This is a genomic window from Campylobacter sp. BCW_4319 (assembly GCF_001764435.1).
In the GTDB taxonomy this organism is placed as follows: Bacteria; Campylobacterota; Campylobacteria; order Campylobacterales; family Campylobacteraceae; genus Campylobacter_D; species Campylobacter_D jejuni.
Genome location: NZ_MKAQ01000003.1, coordinates 93,046 through 111,885, shown reverse-complemented (window position 1 = coordinate 111,885; position 18,840 = coordinate 93,046). Strand labels below are relative to the sequence as shown.

Below are 18,840 nucleotides of genomic sequence, written 5' to 3'. Positions count from 1 at the left end.
ACATCAACCCCATTCATTCTTTTTGCACACTCTTCTATACAATCAAGCTCCCAATAATCATCAGAATCCAAAAAGATAATATAGTCTATACTAGGATAAATAAAATCAGCTAAATCTTTAGTAGTATGAAAAGCTTTATAGCTTTTATATACTGTATAAATTTCATAGGGATTATTACCTTCTATATTAAATTCTATTAAAGAATTTGTTTCTAAAATTTGAGTTTTATTTTTAAGTATATATTCTCCACTAAAATATTCTATGCCGACATTTCTAGCACTGCTTAAGCCACCATTTTTTTTATCAAAAAGTATAAATCTTTCATCTTTTAAAGTGTATTCTTTAGCTATATTAAATGAGTTTTCATCTGTGCTACCATCATTTACAAGTATAACTTGTAAATTTTTATAAGTTTGATTAATAACACTATCTAAACATTCTTTTAAGTACTTTTCTACATTATAGATTGGGATAACTACACCTACTGTTTTATTCATCTTTTACCTAAAATATTTTCTTTTTATTCTAAAAATCTTTTTTTTTATACTATAAAAAACACTATTATATTTTTTATAGTATTTGCTAGGATCTTGAATAATGCAAGAAATTTCAGATATTTCACTAGCTTTAAACACTGTTTTATCTAACTTATCATAAATAAGTGAAAAATCTTGCGAAAATTTATATAAAAATTCTAACTTATACTTATCATCAATACGCCTTAAATTCCATAAATACATTTTAAATTTAAAATAATAAAAAACATCTTGCAATCTACTTTTAAGCTCTAAATTTTTATCAAGAAACTTATCTAAAAACTCAAACTCATCACAGACACAATATATTTTATCTTTACTCTTAACCGAAGCATTTTCATTATCTTGTCTATAAAAATAAAACCCTTCTTTATAAAAATAAATGCTTGAAGCCAAACTCAAAATTTGAAACCATAACCCTATATCTTGATAAGAAGCTCCTTGTGTTTCATTTGCTCTTATATCATATTTTTTTATAAAATCCATTTTATAAAGACTAGATTGATTCATATTCCAAGAATTTATAATAATACTTGGATTTAAATACGAATTAATTTTTTTATTATACAAAGTTTGATCATAACATATAGGGAGGTTTTTAAAAATTCTTTGGCTTCTTTTATCTTCAAAACCAATAAAATCAGATTTAACTACTTGGCAATCTTGATTGCGGGCTAATCTATAAAGTTTTTCACACATATCTATTTTTACATAATCATCACTTTCAACTATTGTAAAATACTCTCCTTTAGCTTCTTTTAATCCTAGATTAATTTGATAACCTAGACTCTTTTTTTTTGAAAAAATAATTTTAATTCTATCATCTTGCTTTTTATATGATTTTAATATATCTATAGTTCCATCAATTGAATACGCATCTATACATAAAATTTCAATCTCTTTTAAACTTTGAAAAATCACACTGTCTAAACATTCTTTTATATATTTAGCCGAATTATAAGAAGGGATAATAACAGAAATTTTAGGCTTAACTAAACATTTATACATTTGCATTCTTTTTAGCTCTCAAATCCTCAAAAAACCCCTTAGAATTAAAAAACAATTTTCTTGCCAAACGATAAAATTTAGTATGTGAAATCATAGCACCAAGATACTCTAAACCTAAAATTTTCATCAAAAATGAAAAAGGTCTTATGCTTCTAAGCTCATACAAATAAGGTTTATAAACAAAAGATCTTAAAGGATAAAAACTTTTATCATGTTTTTGCGCCATCAGCATTTTTTCTTTATCAATGATGATTTGATAAAAAATTCCCTCATACTCAAAACTATAAAGCTCGTTAATCAAATAATAAAGCATTTCATACAAATCATACTTATCATCATTGTTTTGGCTTAAAAAATCCAAGATAACTTTTTTTTCATCCTCCTTTAAAGTTAAGAAATATTCTTTCACTTGATAAAGTTTTTGCTCGCTTAAATTTAAATCTTGTTTATAATCTAAATCTAAATTTTTTGCAAAAAGCCAAGAATGAGGTAAAATTCCTTTTTGAAAATAAAAAATATCGCAATAATCTATATCATCAAATTGTAGTTTTATACTTGCATCCAAAAATATTTTAGTGATTTTTTCTTGTTGTAAAAAATCCAACAAAAGTTCATATTTTAACTCTTTAGCTATAAAAAAATCACTTATATTTTTATAGATAATTTCTCCGACATAAACACTAATATCCTTAAAATCATAATTTTGGTCTTTAAAAAGCATTAAAACTTTTTCACCTTTGGCTTTAAAAACTTGCAAAGGCTTTAAATCATGTTTTTTGATATTTTTTAAATGCTTATAAAAAAGCTGATGATTCTTATCTTTATTTTGCATATAAGCATTTTGATTGGGTTCTATATGATAAAAATGATACATATAAATTCCATAAAAACAAGCCTCATGACCAAGCAGTGAAAACCAAGATCTAAAACCTTTAAAGTTAAAAAAATTCCAATTTCTAGCATCATAACTTAAATTAGTAGGCATTTTTTCAAAACTCACACAAGCTTTTAAAACTCTAGCAAAAAGATCAAAATCTTCATAACCGTGTCCGATAAAATTTTCATCATTTCCACCCAATCTTAAAAACTGATGTTTATTTATCACAATACTTGAAGTAGAACTTGGGGCAAAAAATTTTACCCAAGTATTTTTTGCTGTAAATAAATCCTCTTGTATCAAAATATCCCAAAATTTATCATCGTATTGCTTTAATTTTTCATTAGCTTCTTTATTAAGATACACTACGGGTAAAACTATCAAAGCATTGATATTTTGAGAAATATTTTTAATTTGAATTAGTTTTAAAATTTTTTCAAAATTATCCAAAGAAATATAACAATCCACATCCAAAAACAAAAGAACATTTGAATGCGCATAACTTGCTCCTAAATTCCTACATCCTCCTTGAGAAAAAGCTTTTTGTTCTGTATCTTTAAGATAAATATGATGATTCGTTTGAATAAAATTTTTAAGCTCGTGATCTTTAGATGAATATCCTTCAACGAAAATAAATTCTATATTCTCATCACTTTTAAAATATTTTGCTTTCTCAATAATCCTTTCTTCTATATAAGGACGCTCCTTACTTAAGCCAAAAGGAATAATAACAGATAAAAGAGCCATTAAACATTTCCTATAGCATAAAGCTGGATAATCCCTACAACCCTTTCTTCTTTCCCTACTATAATTTCTTTGATTTTATATTTTAACATGATCTCCTCTGCTTCACTTGCCATAGCATCAGCATCGACTACTTTAGGATTTGTACTCATGATTTCTTTGGCCTTAAAATCAAACCTTGGTTTATCACTTGCTTTTAAAGCACGACGCAAATCCCCATCAGTGATAATGCCAACTAATTTTTCATTTTTAAGCACCACACAAAGCCCTAGTTTTCCACTAGTCATCACATCAACAAGATCGTTAAATTCGGTGTCAGGATGCACTATAGGAAGGTTACTTGAAACCATAAGATCTTTTACCTTGGTTAAAAGCTTACGCCCCAAACTCCCCCCTGGATGAAAAAGGGCAAAATCATCAGGCTTGAAATTTCTTACCTTCATCAAAGCAGCAGCTAAAGCATCTCCCATAACCAAAGTTGCCGTTGTCGAAGACATAGGAGCAAGCTGCAAAGGACAAGCTTCCTTTTCTACAGCTATATTTAAAAATATATCGCCTTGCTTTACAAGGGTGGAATTTTTTTTACCACACATTACTATAAGTGGAATTTTGCGCTTTTTTATAGCAGGAATGATTTTTAAAATTTCTTCAGTTTCTCCTGAATTTGAAATAGCGATTAAAACATCTTCAGGAGTTAGCATTCCAAGATCTCCATGCAAAGCCTCTCCTGGATGGATAAAAAAGCTTGGTGTTCCTGTACTTGCTAAAGTAGCTGCTATCTTAGCGCCTATATGACCTGATTTACCCATACCACTAACTATGCAACGCCCTTTAGTATTTAGCATCAAATTCACAGCTTGATTAAAATTTTCATCTAAATTTTTAGCCAAATCCAAAATAGCTTGCGCTTCTTTTTCAAAGACTTCTTTGGCTATTTCAAGAGTATTCATTTTTAAACCTTAAAGATTAAGCACAACATTGGTTGCGATAGCAATCTGATAAAGAATTTGAGTTAACATTGAAAAAATTTGCAAATTCTCACTATCCACTTTTGGCAATACCAACACAGAATCGCCTGGTTTCATATCTATACCACTATGATATTTTTCAGCTTTTCCATTGCTTCGTATCACCAAAACTTTTGAAGTATCCGCTCTTTCTCCATAACCTCCCGCAAGATTGATGTAATATCTTAAATCTTTGCCCTTATCATACACAAAAGCCCCTGGCAAAGAAACTTCGCCTTGAACTATGATGAGATTATTCTTACTTGGCACATTAATAGTATCACCATCTTCTAAAATAACCGAATTATAAGACTTTGGATTATCGATGACAATTTGGCCTTTTGGTTGTACTTGCTTAGCTCTTTGGATAAATTCTAAAATCGTTTTTGCTTGTTGAGCTCTTATAGCTGCGCCTTGAGCTGTAACAGAACTGCTAGTTAAAGCTAGAGTTTCAAGCTCTTTAAGCTGAGCATTGATAAGTTCTTTTTGAGTTCTAGCTACACTTTTTCTAAATACTTGCAAAGCTTGCATGTTTGATTGCGGATTAGCCTTGATTAGTTTAGAAATATCTTCTAAAGTCGTTCCTTTACCCACAACCAAAGTTTTTAAACCATTATGCTCGCCATTTACACTTATAGTTATATTTTCAGAAACATACTCAGGGTGAAATTCTACCTCATCTCCTGTTCTAAGTAAAACTTTTGAAAATTGCATTTTATTATAAGCACTGACATCAAGTTTATGATCTTCACCATAACTTTTTACGATAGCATTGGTTACGATAGGTTTAGCACCTGATACCCTAGCTAAGTCAGCTAAAGTTTTAATATCATTTGAAAGTTCAAAACGAAAAGGTCTTTGCACATCGCCATCAACAAAAGCGTAATTTTGAACATTTCCTACTAAAATAACATCTCCACTTCTAAAAGGAAAAAGATCCATTTGCCCTTTTAGCAAAAAATCATACAAATCGATATTTTTTATCACGCTGTTATTGCGCAAAATTTGAATATCTCTAAAACTTCCATATTCTAAATTTATACCCCCTGCTTTATCAAGATATTGTATCACTGAATCCGAACTAAGTCCTTGATAAAGTCCTGGAGCATTAACACTTCCTGTTACAAAAACACTGACATTTTGATAAGCATTCATATCTGCATAAACAAAAACATTGCTTTTATAGATTTTATTAACACGTGCTTTTATAACACTTACAAGGGCACTATTTTTCACACCTAGTAAATTTACAGCTCCTACTTTAGGGATAAAAATATTTCCTTGAGAATCCACCACTAAAACTTGCGAAAACTCAACAGCTCCCCAAATTTTAAGACTGATTTGATCACCAACTGCGATCTTATAATCTGGGTTATAAACTCTTTGATTGTAATTTTTAAAATTTCCATTAAAAAGATGAGCGCCAAATACTAAAATTTGATGAATTTTTGTAAGATTATTTTCTTTATTTGCTATATCATAATTTGAGCTTAAATTTTGATCTAAGCTAGTTGTAGTAGAACCTTGATCCTCTGCTGAAATGATTTGTGAAACATCCACAGCTCCAAAACATAAAATACAACTAAAAAATAAAATTAATATTTTTTTCATTTTAATACTTATGCTCCTCTATTATCATTCTAATAAATTTAACAATCCCAAAAATCAAAGATAATACAATAAACGCTGTTAAAATATCATAAATTCTTTCAGGATATTTTGCGCTTTCTGGAATATCTGGACTTTGGATGATGACAAGTTGTTTTATTTTTCTTAATGCTTCTATTCTAGCACTTTCATAAGCTTTTAAAGCTGCTTCATAAGCTTTTTGCGCAAAAGTAGCTTCTATAGTTAAATCCTGAAATTTAGCAGCCAAATCATTAAGCTTTTGAGAAGAATTGTTAGCTGAAATTTTAGATTTTTCCCTTAAAAGTTGTTTTTTGATTGCTTCAATTTCTGCTTTAAGTGCTACTACTTCAGGTGCTGCATCATTCATATAGCTTTGTAAAGTTAAAAGTTTAGCTTCTTTTTGAGCTAGATTAGCCTCAATTTGCGCAACCAAACTTGCTTTAGTTTCAGCTTGCTTTAAAGGATCAAAAACTCCGTATTTATTTTGAAAAGCAATCAAATCATTTTGTGCTTTTTGATATCGTTCTTTGTATTTTTGTACTTCATTTTCAGCAAAAGCCATTTGTTCTCTAGCTGCTTTATGAGAGATTTCATTGATAAATTTTTCGCTTTCTTGCATAATAGCTTGAGCAATCAAATGAGCTGATTTAGGTGTAAAACCCTCTACTTCTACCTGTAAAAGTTTAGTGGTTTCATCCGTATGAACCTTAACTCTTGCTTGGTAGTATTTAAGATAAGATTCTATCGAGCTTGAATCCCAAATTTTAAAAGGCAAATCTATATGTTGTTCTTGATAAAGACTTTTAAGTTTGATTTTTTCATCCAAAATCTTTAACATATCACTTGATTCTATATAACCTTTTAGATAATTTAAATCTTCGCTTGCTGTAGAAGTACTACTAAGCAAAGACAAGATTCCACTTGTTTGAGCACTTTCTCCACTTGTTGATCTAACATCTAAAATCATCGTGCTTACATATCTTGGCGCTGCAATTAATGTATAATAAATTACAACAAAAATCATTATAAACCAAACAATTTTAAAAGAATCAAATATACTTAAATCTTTGATTTTTTCTAATAAAGTTTTATTTTCTTCCATTAAACTTTTCCTTGATATACAGCTATTCCTTCATCTACATCATCATAAACCGTAATTTGTCCATTTTTCATATAAATTATTTTATCACACCATTCTTTAATTTCAGCTACATTATGAGATACCATAATCACTTTTGATTTGCTTAATCTTTCTCTATATAATTTCACACTTTTTTCCCTAAAAGCAGGATCTCCAACAGCTCCAGCCTCATCGATCAAATAATAATCAAAATCAAAGGCCATACTAAGTCCAAAAGCTATCCTAGCACTCATTCCCGAAGAATAAGTCTTCATAGGCTCATCAAAAAATTTCCCAAGCTCTGCAAAATCTTCTACAAATTTTACTTTTTCTTGAAGTTCTTTGCCCTTATAACCATATACTCTAGCTACAAATTTAGCATTATCTCTAGCGGTTAAAGAACCTTGAAAAGCTCCATTTAATCCCAAAGGCCAGGATAATTTTTTATTAGTAATTATCTTACCACTATCAGGAAGCTCTGCTCCGCTTAAAAGTCTCATGAGAGTGGACTTGCCTGCGCCATTACCCCCCATCAATCCTATACTACAATTTTCAGGAAATTCAAAAGTAAAATTTTTAAAAACATAATGCCTCCCACCACTAAATAAAGGATAAGATTTAGTTAGATTAATTAGCTTTATCATTCTTTTTTTGCTGCCGTTAAAGCTTGTCTGTTATAGTAATAGACAAAAAGTCCTATAAATAAAACAAGTAAAATCCAAAATATAGCGTAAAAATAACTATATTCATCTTGCAAAGGATAATTCTCAAAAAAATTAAATCTTAAAAGTTCAAAAATATGAAGCAAGGGATTATAATATAGTATATCAAGCAAAGGACGAGGAGTTAGCCAAGTAGGAAGTATAACACCTGAAGTCCAATAAAACACTATGCTAAAATAAGTTAATAAAGTTCTTAAAGGCTCTACAAAATGCCAAATAATAGCAAAACAAACCCCCAAAGCAAAAGCTGAACACATAAGTAAAAAAATACAAAATAAAACCCCAAGTAAATGAACAGGAAATACATCAAATCTAAAAAACCATCCTACAAAAAAAAGTACAGTGATAAAAATCACAAAATAAATACAAAACTCAAGCAAAGTTCTAGCAATAAATACATGTATAGGCTTTACAGGTTTATAAGCAAAAAGAGCCAAATTTGCCTGAGTACCATTCATAAGTTGAGTTACTATACTTCTAAACATAAAATAAGGCATAATGCCTGAAATTAAAAACATAAAAATAGAAATTCCCTCAGGCATAACTTGATGATGATATTCTCTTATGATAGTGACAATTGCTGTGATTGCAAGTGTTATTGACATTGGCTCTCCAACCACCCAAAGATAACCTAAATGTCTATTGGCACCAAATCTAGTTTTTAACTCTCTAAAAAATAAAGCGTGAATTACATTTAACATTTATTTTCTATACCTAACAATTTACATAAACTATAATCATAACTCATTTTCTTAAACAAAATCATAAAAATTTATTTTTTACAAAACTCAAGTTTTTTACTAAATCCTAAAGCATTGTTAGTAAATTTAAGCCAAAAAAGCTCTAAGGCATAAATTTTTGCACTTTTATCAAGTTTAACAAAGGGAAATTTAGAAAAATAAATTTTCATTTGCTCCTTGCTTGCCATTTTAAACTCGGCCTTAGCTTGTACACCTTTTAAAAAGGCTATTTTACTTTCTTTAGCTATATTAAGTGCTATACTTGAATTTTTGTCAGCTAATCTTATATGCTTAGCATCTTCATGAGAAGCGATAATAAAAGCTAAATTCTTCTCATCAAAAACATAAAAAGCACTAGCTGTATAAACACCTTTTTCATCAATCATAGCCCAAGATAAAAGCTGCTCATTTTTTATAAATTCTAAAATTCTTTCATCCATATTATAAAAATTATACTAAAATATTTTTAAAAATAACCGATTTTTGATTTAAACTATAAATATAAGGGGAAGAAATGCAAATTGATGCTAGTAAAAACCAAAGTTTTTCGATGGATTATACAACAAAAAGTGGCAAACACTTAGCCTTATCTATGTATGACAATCAAAGCATAAGTTATGCAAATAATGAAGAAGGTAAAACTCTTAATCTTAAGCGTCAGTATGGTTTTAGCTTTACTTTTGAAGGCTCTAAACTCACACAAAATGATCTTGATGAGATTAAAAATGCTATGAAAGAAGTTGAACCTATGATCAAAGATTTTTTAGCAAATTCTAAAGTTGGAGAGTTAAAGCCAAAGGAAATTATCGAATCAGCTATGCAAATGGCAAATGTTCTACCAACTCCAAATGATAAAAACCATCAAAATGCTATTATGAATAATTTTACAAATAAACTCAGTGATTTGCTAAAACAAAATCAAACAAATGATAAAGATATCAATACTTCTATGCTTGAAGATAGCAAAAAACTTCTTGATGAAGTTTTAGAACAAATGAAAAAACAACTTGAAAAACAACTTGAAAAACAACTTGAAAAACAACAAGAAAAAGCCAAGGAAAATCAAGATAAGACAGATGATAGTTTAAATCTTTACGCTTAAATCATATAATATTAAAAATTATCAAGGAGTTTTAAATGACAAATATCGAAATTTTAGAAAATATGCTCAAACTCCAACAAAAACTTAACAACGAAACAAACGGCTTAAATTGGGAAAATGGCTACACCAAAGAAGGAAAACTGATCAGTTGGAGACGCTGTATTTATATGGAATGTGCAGAACTTATAGACTCTTTTGCATGGAAACATTGGAAAAACATTTCAAATCCGACAAATTGGGAAAATGTGCGTATAGAGATTGTCGATATTTGGCATTTTATTTTAAGTCTTTTGCTTGAAGAGTATCGCGATAAAAATGGAAAAGATTTGAAAGCTATAGCCACAGAAGTTAATGCTGTAAGTGTGTTTCAAGATTTTTGTAAAGAAGAAGAGCATCCTAATGAGAGTGATATTTATGGCATTTTAAATGATATAGAGCTTATTATCCATAAATGCAGTGGTTTTGGATTTAATCTTGGAGAATTACTTTCAACCTATTTTACCCTAGCTATTAAATGTGGGCTAAATCTTGAAATTCTTTATAAGACCTACATAGGTAAAAATGTTTTAAATATTTTTAGACAAAACAATGGTTACAAAGATGGTAGCTATAAAAAAACTTGGAATGGCAAAGAAGACAATGAAGTTTTAGCTCAAATTTTAGAACAAGAGCTTGATTTTGATACTATTTATAAAAAACTAGAAGAATGCTACAAAAAGGCATAATTTGGATATTTTAAAACTTGCAATCAAAGATTTTTTAAGTCTTAAATTTTTAAAATTTGCCTTAATTCCTTTGATTTTTAGCCTTATACTGATGCTTTTTTTAGGAGTACTTGGCTTTTCGGCCTTGCTTGATTATTTTAATTCTTTATTTAGCGTTGGAGAAGATTCGTTTTGGGCGTGGTTTTATGCTCTTCATTTTGTACAAATTTTAATCACCATCATAAGTTTTTTATTTTCAGGTTTTATTGTTGTTTTTGCTTCGGTTTTTTTAGCCCTTTTTATCACTTCTTTTCTTACCCCTTTTATCGTTAAAGAAATCAACCAAAAATATTACCATTATGATAATACAAACGAAGTTTCAACCCTAAAAACTATCTTTGAAATTTTTAAAATTTTTATAAAATTTATAGGGATTTTTTTACTTTGCACTTTGGCTTTATTCTTACCTTTTATCAATATTTTTGTATATTATCTTGCTTTTTATTATCTCTTTCACAAACTTTTAATGATTGATGTTACAAGCACGATTTTAGACAAAGAAAGTTTTAAAAATTTTCATTCTGATTTTTCGCCTTTAGAGTTTAAATTTAGCACTCTTTGTTTTTATCTACTCTCATCAGTGCCACTTTTAGGACTTTTTTTGCAAGTGTTTTTTGTGATTTTTCTCACACATTTAAGCTATCAAAGAATTTTAAAACTAAAAGCTAAGGCTTGAAATATCGATTTTATGATTATATAAATAAGCTCTTAAAAGCTTTGGAATTTTGGCTATTCTGCACTCTTCTTTAAAATTTTTAGGTAATTTTTGACAAGTTTCATACTCAAAAACAATAGCTTGTTCATTTTTATATACAAGTGCTATTTTACCACCTAAAACACAATCACCCTTTAAAAGCTCCTTTCTTTGTGCCGTACTTAAAAGTAAACCTTTCATTTTCGCCGCTCTAGCGATCAAGCTTTCATTTTTAGGGCAAATAAGAAGTCCTTGAATTTCTTTGATATTTTCAAAATCATAAAGTTTTTTCCTATCTTCATCAAGATAAGAAAAACTTCTTTTTAAACCTTGATGAAATTTACTCACAAAGGCATTAGAGAAATTTTTTCTTATATAATTTCTAAAATATTTTTCATTTTCATTACTTTCATCATGGAAATAAAAAATATCTTTTTCTTTTAAAAAAGATGAAATTTCATCTTTACTTATAAAGAGCAAAGGGCGTAACAGTGTATAATTTTGGCGTTTTTCACACTCTTGCATACCTAAAATTTCAGCCAAACCTGCGCCTCGTGAAAGTTGCATTAAAAACCATTCAAATTGATCGTTTAAATGATGGGCTAAGATAAGATGATCATAATCTTGCTCAAGACAAATTTTTTCAAAAAAATCATAGCGAAAATCTCTGGCTTTTTTTTCAAAATTACTTTGAAATTTAGGAGCGTGTTTTATGAAAATTTTTTTATGAAATTTCAAAGCAAGTTCTTTAGCTTTTAACTCTTCTAAATCACTATTTTTTCTAGTTTTGTAATTTATCATCACAAGATCAAAGTCGATCTTTTCTTGCATTAGAAGATAAAAAAGCGCACTAGAATCACTTCCATAAGAAAAAGCGAGTAAATTTTTACCCCTTTTTAAAAGGGATAAAATTTCATCTTTAATTTGCATCTACTTTTCTTAAAGCCTTAGCAAGGAGCTTTTTATCAAGGTTTTGTAAAATTTCACATTCATAAATTTGCCCCATTTCTAAATTTCCACATTCACTTTCATTGATAAGAATTTCTCCATCAATCTCTCTATCCCATCTTAAATCTTTAGCTGCAATGAAAAACTCTCCCTCACTACTTTCTCCCGTGCAAACTACTAAACGCTTTTGCCCTACTTCTTTTTCAAAACTTTTTTCTATCACTTCATCAACAATTTTTTCTATGATTTTAAGCCTTTTATTGATCACTTTAAAAGGCACTTGCTCCATATCAAAAGCGGCCGTATCTTCTTCCTTGGAATACGCAAAAACGCTTATCCTATCAAAACCAAAATCTTTAACAAACTCACAAAGCTCTTCAAAATCCGCCTCACTCTCACCTGGATGTCCTACGATAAAGCCTGTGCGTAAAAAACTATTTGGCGCACTTTTCATTAAATTTAGCATTTCTTTAAGTCTTGTGCTATTTGCCCCACGCTTCATGATTTTAAGCATATTATCACTTATATGCTGCAAAGGCATATCAAAATAATTTACAAAAATTTCAGAAGCTATAATGCGTTTGATCAAAGCTTCACTCGCACTCGTAGGATAAAGATATAAAATTCTAGCTACTCTTATACCTTTGATTTTTTCAACCTCATCGATTAAGCGTATAAGCCCATCTTTTTCACCCCTGTCAAACAAATAAGAACTCGTATCTTGTGCAATAAAAGAAAAGTCCTTATAACCTCTAGCTACCAAATCTTTAAGCTCAGCTACAATGTTACTTATTTCGCGAGATTTTAACTTGCCTTTAAAACTTGGGATGGCACAAAAAGAGCATTTTTGATTACAACCTTCGGCGATTTTTATAAAAGCATGAGAATTTGAACCTGTGATAATACGTTTGGAATTTTCACTCTGCAAATAAGTCGAATTTGAAAATAAATTTGTTTTTTTAAGTATCATTTCGTCAATTCTTTCATAATCACCCACACCTGTGAAAAGATCAACCTCAGGAAGTTCTTTCATAAGTTCTTCGCGGTAACGCTGCATCAAACAACCCGTAACCACCAAAAGAGAATCTTTTTTTCTTTGCTCATGCAAATCCAAAATCGCATTAATACTTTCTTTTTTTGCACTATCGATAAAACCACAGGTATTTACGATTAAAATATCGGCTTTGCTTGGTTCATCGCAAAGCTCATAAGCACTAAGGCGCCCTAGCATGATCTCACTATCGACTAAATTTTTATTACAACCTAAAGACATAAGATAAAGTTTTGACATTTTTTCCACTTTTTTAAATTTTTTGATAAAATAATTTCTTAAAATCATATCAAAATAATAATTAGGAAAAATTTATGAATAAAAAAAATGTAGTTTTACTTGGTGGAAGTAATTCTATAATGGTAGATGGATTGCAAAAAGGCATAAGGCAAGGTATTGAACTACACAATCAAAACAAAAATACAACATCTAATTTATTTTTTTGTAATCTAGCATTAGGTGCAAATGATTCTTGCCATAAATTATTTACATTATTAAAACCAAACAATCAAAAAATTCTAAACAATGCTGAACTTATAATCATAGAAACAAATATTAACGACTACGACATGTCTGTTATATTTGGCCATTCTTTAAATAAAATTAATACTTATTTAGAATTCACCTTCAAACAATTAAAAAAATACAATACTAAAATTTTATTCTTAATCTTACCACTACACACTGATAAATTTTTAGAACTTAAATCAATAAATAATTTTTCAAAGAAGCTAATAAAAAAATATAATTTTAACCATATAGATATGCAAGAATACTACGAAAAAAACATGGTAAATCACTTTTTCTCAAAAATAGACTCATATCATCAAATGGCTACTATTATGAGAGAATTGGGAAGAAATTTAATATTAAATATAAATAGTTTTTTAAAAAATACACCGAAAATAAGTATAAATACTCCTCGCTTTGAAATTTTAACACCTAAAGAAATTTTTTACAATAGATATGATTTAAACTATAAAAACATAACTAATTCTTTGCTAGAAGAAAAAATTTACAAAATAAACAAAAAAATGAGATTTAAAAATAAATATAAGGGATTTCAAATTTTAGGAATTGCGACATGTAATATATTTGAAGATCTAACCGCAGTTGATCCAAACTGTTATTGGAGTAGTTTTGTTTTACAAAATAAACACACTAAACTAGTTAAAGCCATAAAATCCAAATGGTATCTTTTTCATTCTTTAGACCAAAATTTTTACATAGACAATGAAAGTTATATATACATAAATAATCAAAATATGCCTATAACAGAGGGAAGTGTATGGGTACCAAAAAATTATAAAAATTTTAAAAATAATATAAATCATTTAGGCATATCATATATTTTTTTATCTTCTTCCAGTTATAATTTCAAATCTCCAAAATATAATTTTGAAGCTTTAGCTAATCAAAATATAGAAATACCAAAAGAATATAATTTTAATCATTTAATCCCTCCAGTAGAATTATATAAAGAAATTATAGATGAGTATTGTGCTAGAATGGATCCCATAAAACTAGCTCCTTTACAAAATCAAATCAAAGAAAAAGATAATATCATCTTTACTTTAAATCAAGAAAAAACAACTCTACAAAATGAACTTAATTCTATTCCTATTAAGAAACAAAATTTAGAGATAAAAAATTTAGAACAAGATCTAAAAAATAAAGAATTACAATCTTTTGTTTCAAAAAAAGAATTAGGAAATAAATTTGTAAAAAATATAAACATAAATTATATAGATAAAAATTCAGCCAAATCTCGCATTCAAAACCATTTATCTTATAAACTAGGGCAAGCTTTAATTACTAATTCAAAAAGTATATTAGGATATATAAGAATGCCTTTTGTATTATCATATATAAAAGATAAATATAGATTTGAACAAAAAGCCTATAAGAAAAAAATAAAAGAAAATCCAAATTTAGCTTTACCTCCTTTAGAAACTTGTCCTGATTATAATGAAGCTTTAAAAGAAAAAGAATGTTTTACTTATAAATTAGGAGAAGAATTTATTAAGGCTAGTAAGAATTGGTATGGGGGGGGGTATATCAAATTTATCCTCAAAGATGTGCCTAGGTTGAAGAGAGAGTTTGGGAAGAGATAAAATAAACAAATTTCTTTAAACATTCACAAAATATAAGAAATTGTGCAATAGATTTTTTAATGTAAAATTTGCTAAAATAATATCTTAAAAATGAAGAAAGAAAATTTTTATGGATAATTACGAATTTAGCGAACTTTTAAAAACTTTAAAAAACAAAGTCGGCAACATAGCCTCCATCATCAAGCCTGAAAATATACAAACAAGGCTTAAAGAAATCGAAGAACTTGAAAATTCTCCTTCTTTTTGGAGCGATGTAAAACAAGCAGGGATCATAGGAAAAGAAAAAACCAAAATCACCAATCTACTTAAAAACTATGAAAATGCTTTTAATGCTCTAAATGACGCAAGCGAACTTTTCGATCTGGCCAATAGCGAAAACGATACAGAAACGCTTGAAGCTTTATTTAATGACGCATCAAAACTTGAAGATACTATCACAAGTCTTGAAATTTCCATGCTTTTAAGTGGGGAAAATGATGGTAAAAATGCCATTGTTTCCATTCATCCAGGTGCTGGCGGAACAGAAAGTAATGACTGGGCAAGCATACTTTATAGAATGTATTTAAGATTTTGCGAAAGAGAAGGTTTTAAAGTCGAAACTCTAGACTTTCAAGAAGGCGAAGAAGCAGGACTTAAAGATGTGAGCTTTTTGGTTAAAGGCGAAAATGCTTATGGTTATTTAAAGGCTGAAAATGGTATCCATCGTTTGGTAAGAACTTCTCCTTTTGATAGTGCAGGACGCCGCCATACAAGCTTTTCAAGTGTTATGGTAAGCCCTGAACTTGATGATGATATAGAAATTGAAATCGAAGAAAAAGACATAAGAATAGATTATTACAGAGCAAGTGGTGCAGGCGGACAACATGTTAATAAAACAGAATCAGCTGTAAGAATCACACATTTTCCAACTGGTATAGTTGTACAATGCCAAAATGACAGAAGTCAGCACAAAAACAAAGCTACCGCTTTTAAAATGCTAAAATCTCGCCTTTATGAACTTGAACTCATGAAACAACAAGATAGTGCTAATGCTGGAGAAAAAAGCGAGATAGGCTGGGGGCATCAAATCCGATCTTATGTGCTTTTCCCTTATCAGCAAGTCAAAGACAATCGCAGTGGAGAAGCTTTTTCTCAAGTGGATAATATCCTTGATGGGGATATTAAGAAAATGATAGAAGGCGTTTTGATTGCTTTAAAAGCAGAGTAACAGGCTTTAAAAATAAGTAATTTCCGCAAAATGTCGGTATAAAAAAGAATTAGAAAGATAGCGGGATTTTCCCGCTTATTTTATTTTAAACTCCATGCCCTGTAGCATTTTCTATTCTACAATTTTCCACTTTATTATCTTCACAAATTAAAGCCCAAAATTCTCTTTTATCGTTTTTATCTTTATTGACACTAAATATCATATATTGATACCCTTTAATGGTGCTATAAAGTTGAAAATCTTTTGATTTTAAATATTTATATCTTTTATCATCAAAATTTTTCAAAGTTTCAGGAGAATAAAATTCCATATTGGCATTATTGTTTTTTGATTTAATTAACTCAAAACCTTTTTCCACAAAAGAATTTAATTCGTTTTTATTAAATTCCACAAAACGATCATCGCCACCACAACCTATAATCAAAATCATAGCTCCTAAAGCCAAAGCACTTGTTAAAATCTTTTTCATTTTTACTCCTATTTTAAAAATTAAATTAATATAATTATACCTAAATTTAAAATTTAAATATCATTTTTGCAATAAATTCTAAAGTAAAAATCACATAAAATTTAACTCATAATCATTTCACTCAAACAAATTTTTATGCAAAATTTCTTCTAAAACCACAGTGGCATAAGAGCCTTTTTGTAAGAAAAACTCCATGCAAAAATGAGCTTTTTCTTCATCATAACGCCATTTTAACTCTTCTAAATATCCCCACATAAAGCGTCTTGAACCTTGCATTTTGGATTTAAACTCCAAAGCATCTTTAAAAATTTCATTTTCTAAATTTAAAGCCAAACCTTCTCCTGTTTCATAAGCCTTAGCACCGATTAAAAGTCCCATAGTACTAATGTCTCTTGCTCTAAAACGCTCAAGCTCAGCGCTTAAATCCTCACATAAAAAACACTTTCCAAAAGGATAATGCCCTAAAACCTCGCCTTTTAAAAGCTTAAAAAATTGCTCTTGTTTTTTAAGTTCTTTAGCTTCTTCTTTGGAAATTTTATAAATTTGGATCAATTCTTTTTCGCTAAAATCATTTGCAAAATGCGATAACTCAACTCTTTTACTCAAATAGCGATTAAAAAGCTCACTTTGAAAAGCTGAAATTAAAAACTCTTTCATTTTTACATTTTTCATCTTTTTGCCACGCAAAATTTCAAGCCCTTCTTTATAATTATCTCCAAATTTTCCAAAACGCTGATAACCAAAATAATTCGCAAAACCTTGTTTATCCAAATTCATCAAAGCTTGTTCTAGTTTTAAAGCATCGCTTGGCATTACTTTTTTTAAGCGTATGAAAAAAGAATTTCCTTTTAAATGCCCTATTCTTAGCTTGTTTTCATGGGTAAAAATTTCTAAAATTTTAAGTTTAGGATGAGAAAAATTTGACAAAAAACTCTCAAATTTTTTAGACATAGAAAGGTATTGAAAGGTTGTTCCTTGCTTGTCTTTAAGCCCTGCATAACCAAAATCTCTTATTTTAACCCCGCTTGCTTCGCTTAAAATTTTTAAAGCTTCATTTGTGGTTAAATCTTTTTTATTGATATGCAAAATAAGATGCTCGCCCTTACCGCTAAATTCATACAAAGGTCTTTCACGCACTACAAAATCATCGCTATTTTTACTAAAATACGCATTAATAGGGCTGTGTTTTAAACTATACAAAGGCTTAAAAATGATGTTCTCTTCCGCTAAATTCATATTTTCCTTTCACTGCTTTTCCAAAGATATTTAATTTCACGCCGTGTTTTTTGGCTATTGTTTCTATATTTTGCCGTTTTTTTTCATCAAAAGCAAATAAAATTTCATATTCTTCTCCGCTATAAAGCGTATAATCATCAAGTTTTTTAAACCAAGAAATACCGCATTTATTTAAGGCTAAAAGTCTTGATAAATCCTTACTTAAACCATCTGAAATATCCATAGCACAAGAAATTAAAGGTGCAATTTCATAAAAAAAACTAGCTCTTAATTTTGGCTTTATAAATACATGGTTTGGTTTTAAAGCACCCCCATTTTGTAAAATTTCAAGCCCTTTTAAACTTCGCCCTAGTTTTCCTGTATAAGCAAGTAAATGTCCTTTTTTTAAACCTTTTCTAAAAACGGCTTTATTATTAATCTTTGAAATGATAGTAAGACTAATGTCTATTTTATCATTGCTTATAGTATCCCCGCCTATGATTTTTATATTAAATTTTCTCGCTGTTTTTAAAAAACCTTTTTGCAAGGCTTTGATCTCATTTTCGCTTAAATTTTTTGGTAAAGCAAGTCCTAAAAGTGCGTATTTTGGTACAGCATTCATCGCAATAGCATCTGAGATATTAACAAGCATTGCTTTTGTAGCGATTTGCTCTAAGCTAAACCACTCCCTTTTAAAATGCACATTTTCAAAAAACAAATCCTTGCTAAAACACCAATCATCAATAATAGCTCCATCATCGCCATTTTTTTCATTTAAAAAAGCTTTGATAATAAAATCTTCTTTATTCATAATGCGTGATTTTATAAAATTTCCTTTTAAATTCTAGTGAATTTTAGAAAAATTTTATATAATATAGAAATATTTAAGGAAA

At 29.0% G+C, this 18,840-nt stretch carries 18 protein-coding genes and 1 pseudogene; 5 read left to right on the top strand and 14 right to left on the bottom strand.

What is annotated here, in order from left to right; all coding sequences use genetic code 11:
* From AJN56_RS01440 to AJN56_RS01400, 9 genes are all read right to left on the bottom strand, one after another.
* Nucleotides 1–497, bottom strand: a 497-nt coding sequence (locus AJN56_RS01440; RefSeq protein ID WP_148115938.1) for a glycosyltransferase family 2 protein, incomplete at its 3' end; no start/stop codon positions are given.
* 3 nt (nucleotides 498–500) lie between these two features.
* A complete protein-coding gene (locus AJN56_RS01435; protein WP_070246296.1) occupies nucleotides 501–1,544 on the bottom strand; it encodes a glycosyltransferase family 2 protein in 1,044 nt (347 codons plus the stop codon).
* On the bottom strand, nucleotides 1,537–3,168 hold the full coding sequence (locus AJN56_RS01430; protein WP_070246294.1) for a glycosyltransferase: 1,632 nt from the start codon (nucleotides 3,166–3,168) through the stop codon (nucleotides 1,537–1,539). Before AJN56_RS01430 ends, AJN56_RS01435 begins: the two co-directional genes overlap by 8 nt.
* Nucleotides 3,168–4,115: an SIS domain-containing protein gene (locus tag AJN56_RS01425; RefSeq protein ID WP_070246292.1), complete on the bottom strand. Its 948-nt coding sequence runs from the start codon at nucleotides 4,113–4,115 to the stop codon at nucleotides 3,168–3,170. Before AJN56_RS01425 ends, AJN56_RS01430 begins: the two co-directional genes overlap by 1 nt.
* A gap of 9 nt (nucleotides 4,116–4,124) precedes the next feature.
* On the bottom strand, nucleotides 4,125–5,783 hold the full coding sequence (locus AJN56_RS01420; RefSeq protein WP_070246289.1) for a polysaccharide biosynthesis/export family protein: 1,659 nt from the start codon (nucleotides 5,781–5,783) through the stop codon (nucleotides 4,125–4,127).
* A 1-nt stretch (nucleotide 5,784) separates the two neighbouring features.
* Nucleotides 5,785–6,903, bottom strand: coding sequence for a capsule biosynthesis protein (locus tag AJN56_RS01415; protein ID WP_070246286.1), 1,119 nt, complete (start codon nucleotides 6,901–6,903; stop codon nucleotides 5,785–5,787).
* The gene (locus AJN56_RS01410) at nucleotides 6,903–7,565 is read right to left on the bottom strand and encodes an ABC transporter ATP-binding protein (RefSeq protein WP_070246284.1); all 663 of its coding nucleotides are present in this window, start codon (nucleotides 7,563–7,565) and stop codon (nucleotides 6,903–6,905) included. Before AJN56_RS01410 ends, AJN56_RS01415 begins: the two co-directional genes overlap by 1 nt.
* Nucleotides 7,562–8,344, bottom strand: coding sequence for an ABC transporter permease (locus tag AJN56_RS01405; RefSeq protein ID WP_070246281.1), 783 nt, complete (start codon nucleotides 8,342–8,344; stop codon nucleotides 7,562–7,564). Before AJN56_RS01405 ends, AJN56_RS01410 begins: the two co-directional genes overlap by 4 nt.
* Before the next feature lie 71 nt (nucleotides 8,345–8,415).
* Entirely contained in the window at nucleotides 8,416–8,823 is a 408-nt protein-coding gene (locus AJN56_RS01400) for a hypothetical protein (RefSeq protein ID WP_070246279.1), read from the bottom strand.
* A gap of 74 nt (nucleotides 8,824–8,897) precedes the next feature.
* On the opposite strand from AJN56_RS01400, the gene ciaI reads away from it, so the two are divergent.
* The 3 genes from ciaI to AJN56_RS01385 are packed head-to-tail and all read left to right on the top strand — an operon-like array spanning nucleotide 8,898 to nucleotide 10,925.
* Nucleotides 8,898–9,485: an intracellular survival protein CiaI gene (gene ciaI, locus AJN56_RS01395; RefSeq protein WP_070246277.1), complete on the top strand. Its 588-nt coding sequence runs from the start codon at nucleotides 8,898–8,900 to the stop codon at nucleotides 9,483–9,485.
* A 35-nt stretch (nucleotides 9,486–9,520) separates the two neighbouring features.
* On the top strand, nucleotides 9,521–10,210 hold the full coding sequence (gene dut / locus AJN56_RS01390; protein ID WP_070246275.1) for a dUTPase: 690 nt from the start codon (nucleotides 9,521–9,523) through the stop codon (nucleotides 10,208–10,210).
* Nucleotide 10,211: 1 nt separating this feature from the next.
* Nucleotides 10,212–10,925 carry an EI24 domain-containing protein gene (locus tag AJN56_RS01385; RefSeq protein WP_070246273.1) on the top strand — a complete coding sequence of 238 codons (714 nt, stop codon included), beginning with the start codon at nucleotides 10,212–10,214 and terminating at the stop codon, nucleotides 10,923–10,925.
* On the opposite strand, the gene tilS is transcribed toward AJN56_RS01385, so the two are convergent.
* A complete protein-coding gene (tilS, locus tag AJN56_RS01380; protein WP_070246271.1) occupies nucleotides 10,908–11,873 on the bottom strand; it encodes a tRNA lysidine(34) synthetase TilS in 966 nt (321 codons plus the stop codon). The two genes, AJN56_RS01385 and tilS, sit on opposite strands and share 18 nt — an antisense overlap.
* Nucleotides 11,863–13,182, bottom strand: a complete 1,320-nt coding sequence (rimO, locus tag AJN56_RS01375; protein WP_070246270.1) for a 30S ribosomal protein S12 methylthiotransferase RimO — start codon at nucleotides 13,180–13,182, stop codon at nucleotides 11,863–11,865. Before rimO ends, tilS begins: the two co-directional genes overlap by 11 nt.
* Nucleotides 13,183–13,256: 74 nt before the next feature.
* Between rimO and AJN56_RS08840 the strand changes: the two genes are divergently transcribed.
* Entirely contained in the window at nucleotides 13,257–15,056 is a 1,800-nt protein-coding gene (locus tag AJN56_RS08840) for an alpha-2,3-sialyltransferase (protein ID WP_070294422.1), read from the top strand.
* 109 nt (nucleotides 15,057–15,165) lie between these two features.
* Nucleotides 15,166–16,263 (top strand): peptide chain release factor 2, encoded by a 1,098-nt coding sequence (gene prfB, locus AJN56_RS01365; protein WP_070246266.1) that lies wholly within the window; start codon nucleotides 15,166–15,168, stop codon nucleotides 16,261–16,263.
* 399 nt (nucleotides 16,264–16,662) lie between these two features.
* Here prfB and AJN56_RS08975 read toward each other — a convergent pair.
* The 3 genes and pseudogenes from AJN56_RS08975 to AJN56_RS01350 all read right to left on the bottom strand — a co-directional run.
* A pseudogene (locus tag AJN56_RS08975) lies at nucleotides 16,663–16,732 on the bottom strand (hypothetical protein); the annotation flags it as partial.
* 117 nt (nucleotides 16,733–16,849) lie between these two features.
* Nucleotides 16,850–17,968 (bottom strand): tRNA pseudouridine(13) synthase TruD, encoded by a 1,119-nt coding sequence (gene truD / locus AJN56_RS01355; RefSeq protein WP_070246262.1) that lies wholly within the window; start codon nucleotides 17,966–17,968, stop codon nucleotides 16,850–16,852.
* Nucleotides 17,937–18,758, bottom strand: a complete 822-nt coding sequence (locus AJN56_RS01350; protein ID WP_070246260.1) for a thiamine-phosphate kinase — start codon at nucleotides 18,756–18,758, stop codon at nucleotides 17,937–17,939. The genes truD and AJN56_RS01350 overlap by 32 nt, the downstream gene beginning before the upstream one ends.
* Nucleotides 18,759–18,840 lie beyond the last annotated feature (82 nt).

Bases quoted from the DNA above. Each gene is read 5' to 3' on its own strand.
- AJN56_RS01435 (WP_070246296.1), bottom strand. From the start codon at position 1,544: ATGTATAAATGTTTAGTTAAGCCTAAAATTTCTGTTATTATCCCTTCT.
- AJN56_RS01430 (WP_070246294.1), bottom strand. From the start codon at position 3,168: ATGGCTCTTTTATCTGTTATTATTCCTTTTGGCTTAAGTAAGGAGCGT.
- AJN56_RS01425 (WP_070246292.1), bottom strand. From the start codon at position 4,115: ATGAATACTCTTGAAATAGCCAAAGAAGTCTTTGAAAAAGAAGCGCAA.
- AJN56_RS01420 (WP_070246289.1), bottom strand. From the start codon at position 5,783: ATGAAAAAAATATTAATTTTATTTTTTAGTTGTATTTTATGTTTTGGA.
- AJN56_RS01415 (WP_070246286.1), bottom strand. From the start codon at position 6,903: ATGGAAGAAAATAAAACTTTATTAGAAAAAATCAAAGATTTAAGTATA.
- AJN56_RS01410 (WP_070246284.1), bottom strand. From the start codon at position 7,565: ATGATAAAGCTAATTAATCTAACTAAATCTTATCCTTTATTTAGTGGT.
- AJN56_RS01405 (WP_070246281.1), bottom strand. From the start codon at position 8,344: ATGTTAAATGTAATTCACGCTTTATTTTTTAGAGAGTTAAAAACTAGA.
- AJN56_RS01400 (WP_070246279.1), bottom strand. From the start codon at position 8,823: ATGGATGAAAGAATTTTAGAATTTATAAAAAATGAGCAGCTTTTATCT.
- ciaI (WP_070246277.1), top strand. From the start codon at position 8,898: ATGCAAATTGATGCTAGTAAAAACCAAAGTTTTTCGATGGATTATACA.
- dut (WP_070246275.1), top strand. From the start codon at position 9,521: ATGACAAATATCGAAATTTTAGAAAATATGCTCAAACTCCAACAAAAA.
- tilS (WP_070246271.1), bottom strand. From the start codon at position 11,873: ATGCAAATTAAAGATGAAATTTTATCCCTTTTAAAAAGGGGTAAAAAT.
- rimO (WP_070246270.1), bottom strand. From the start codon at position 13,182: ATGTCAAAACTTTATCTTATGTCTTTAGGTTGTAATAAAAATTTAGTC.
- AJN56_RS08840 (WP_070294422.1), top strand. From the start codon at position 13,257: ATGAATAAAAAAAATGTAGTTTTACTTGGTGGAAGTAATTCTATAATG.
- prfB (WP_070246266.1), top strand. From the start codon at position 15,166: ATGGATAATTACGAATTTAGCGAACTTTTAAAAACTTTAAAAAACAAA.
- truD (WP_070246262.1), bottom strand. From the start codon at position 17,968: ATGAATTTAGCGGAAGAGAACATCATTTTTAAGCCTTTGTATAGTTTA.
- AJN56_RS01350 (WP_070246260.1), bottom strand. From the start codon at position 18,758: ATGAATAAAGAAGATTTTATTATCAAAGCTTTTTTAAATGAAAAAAAT.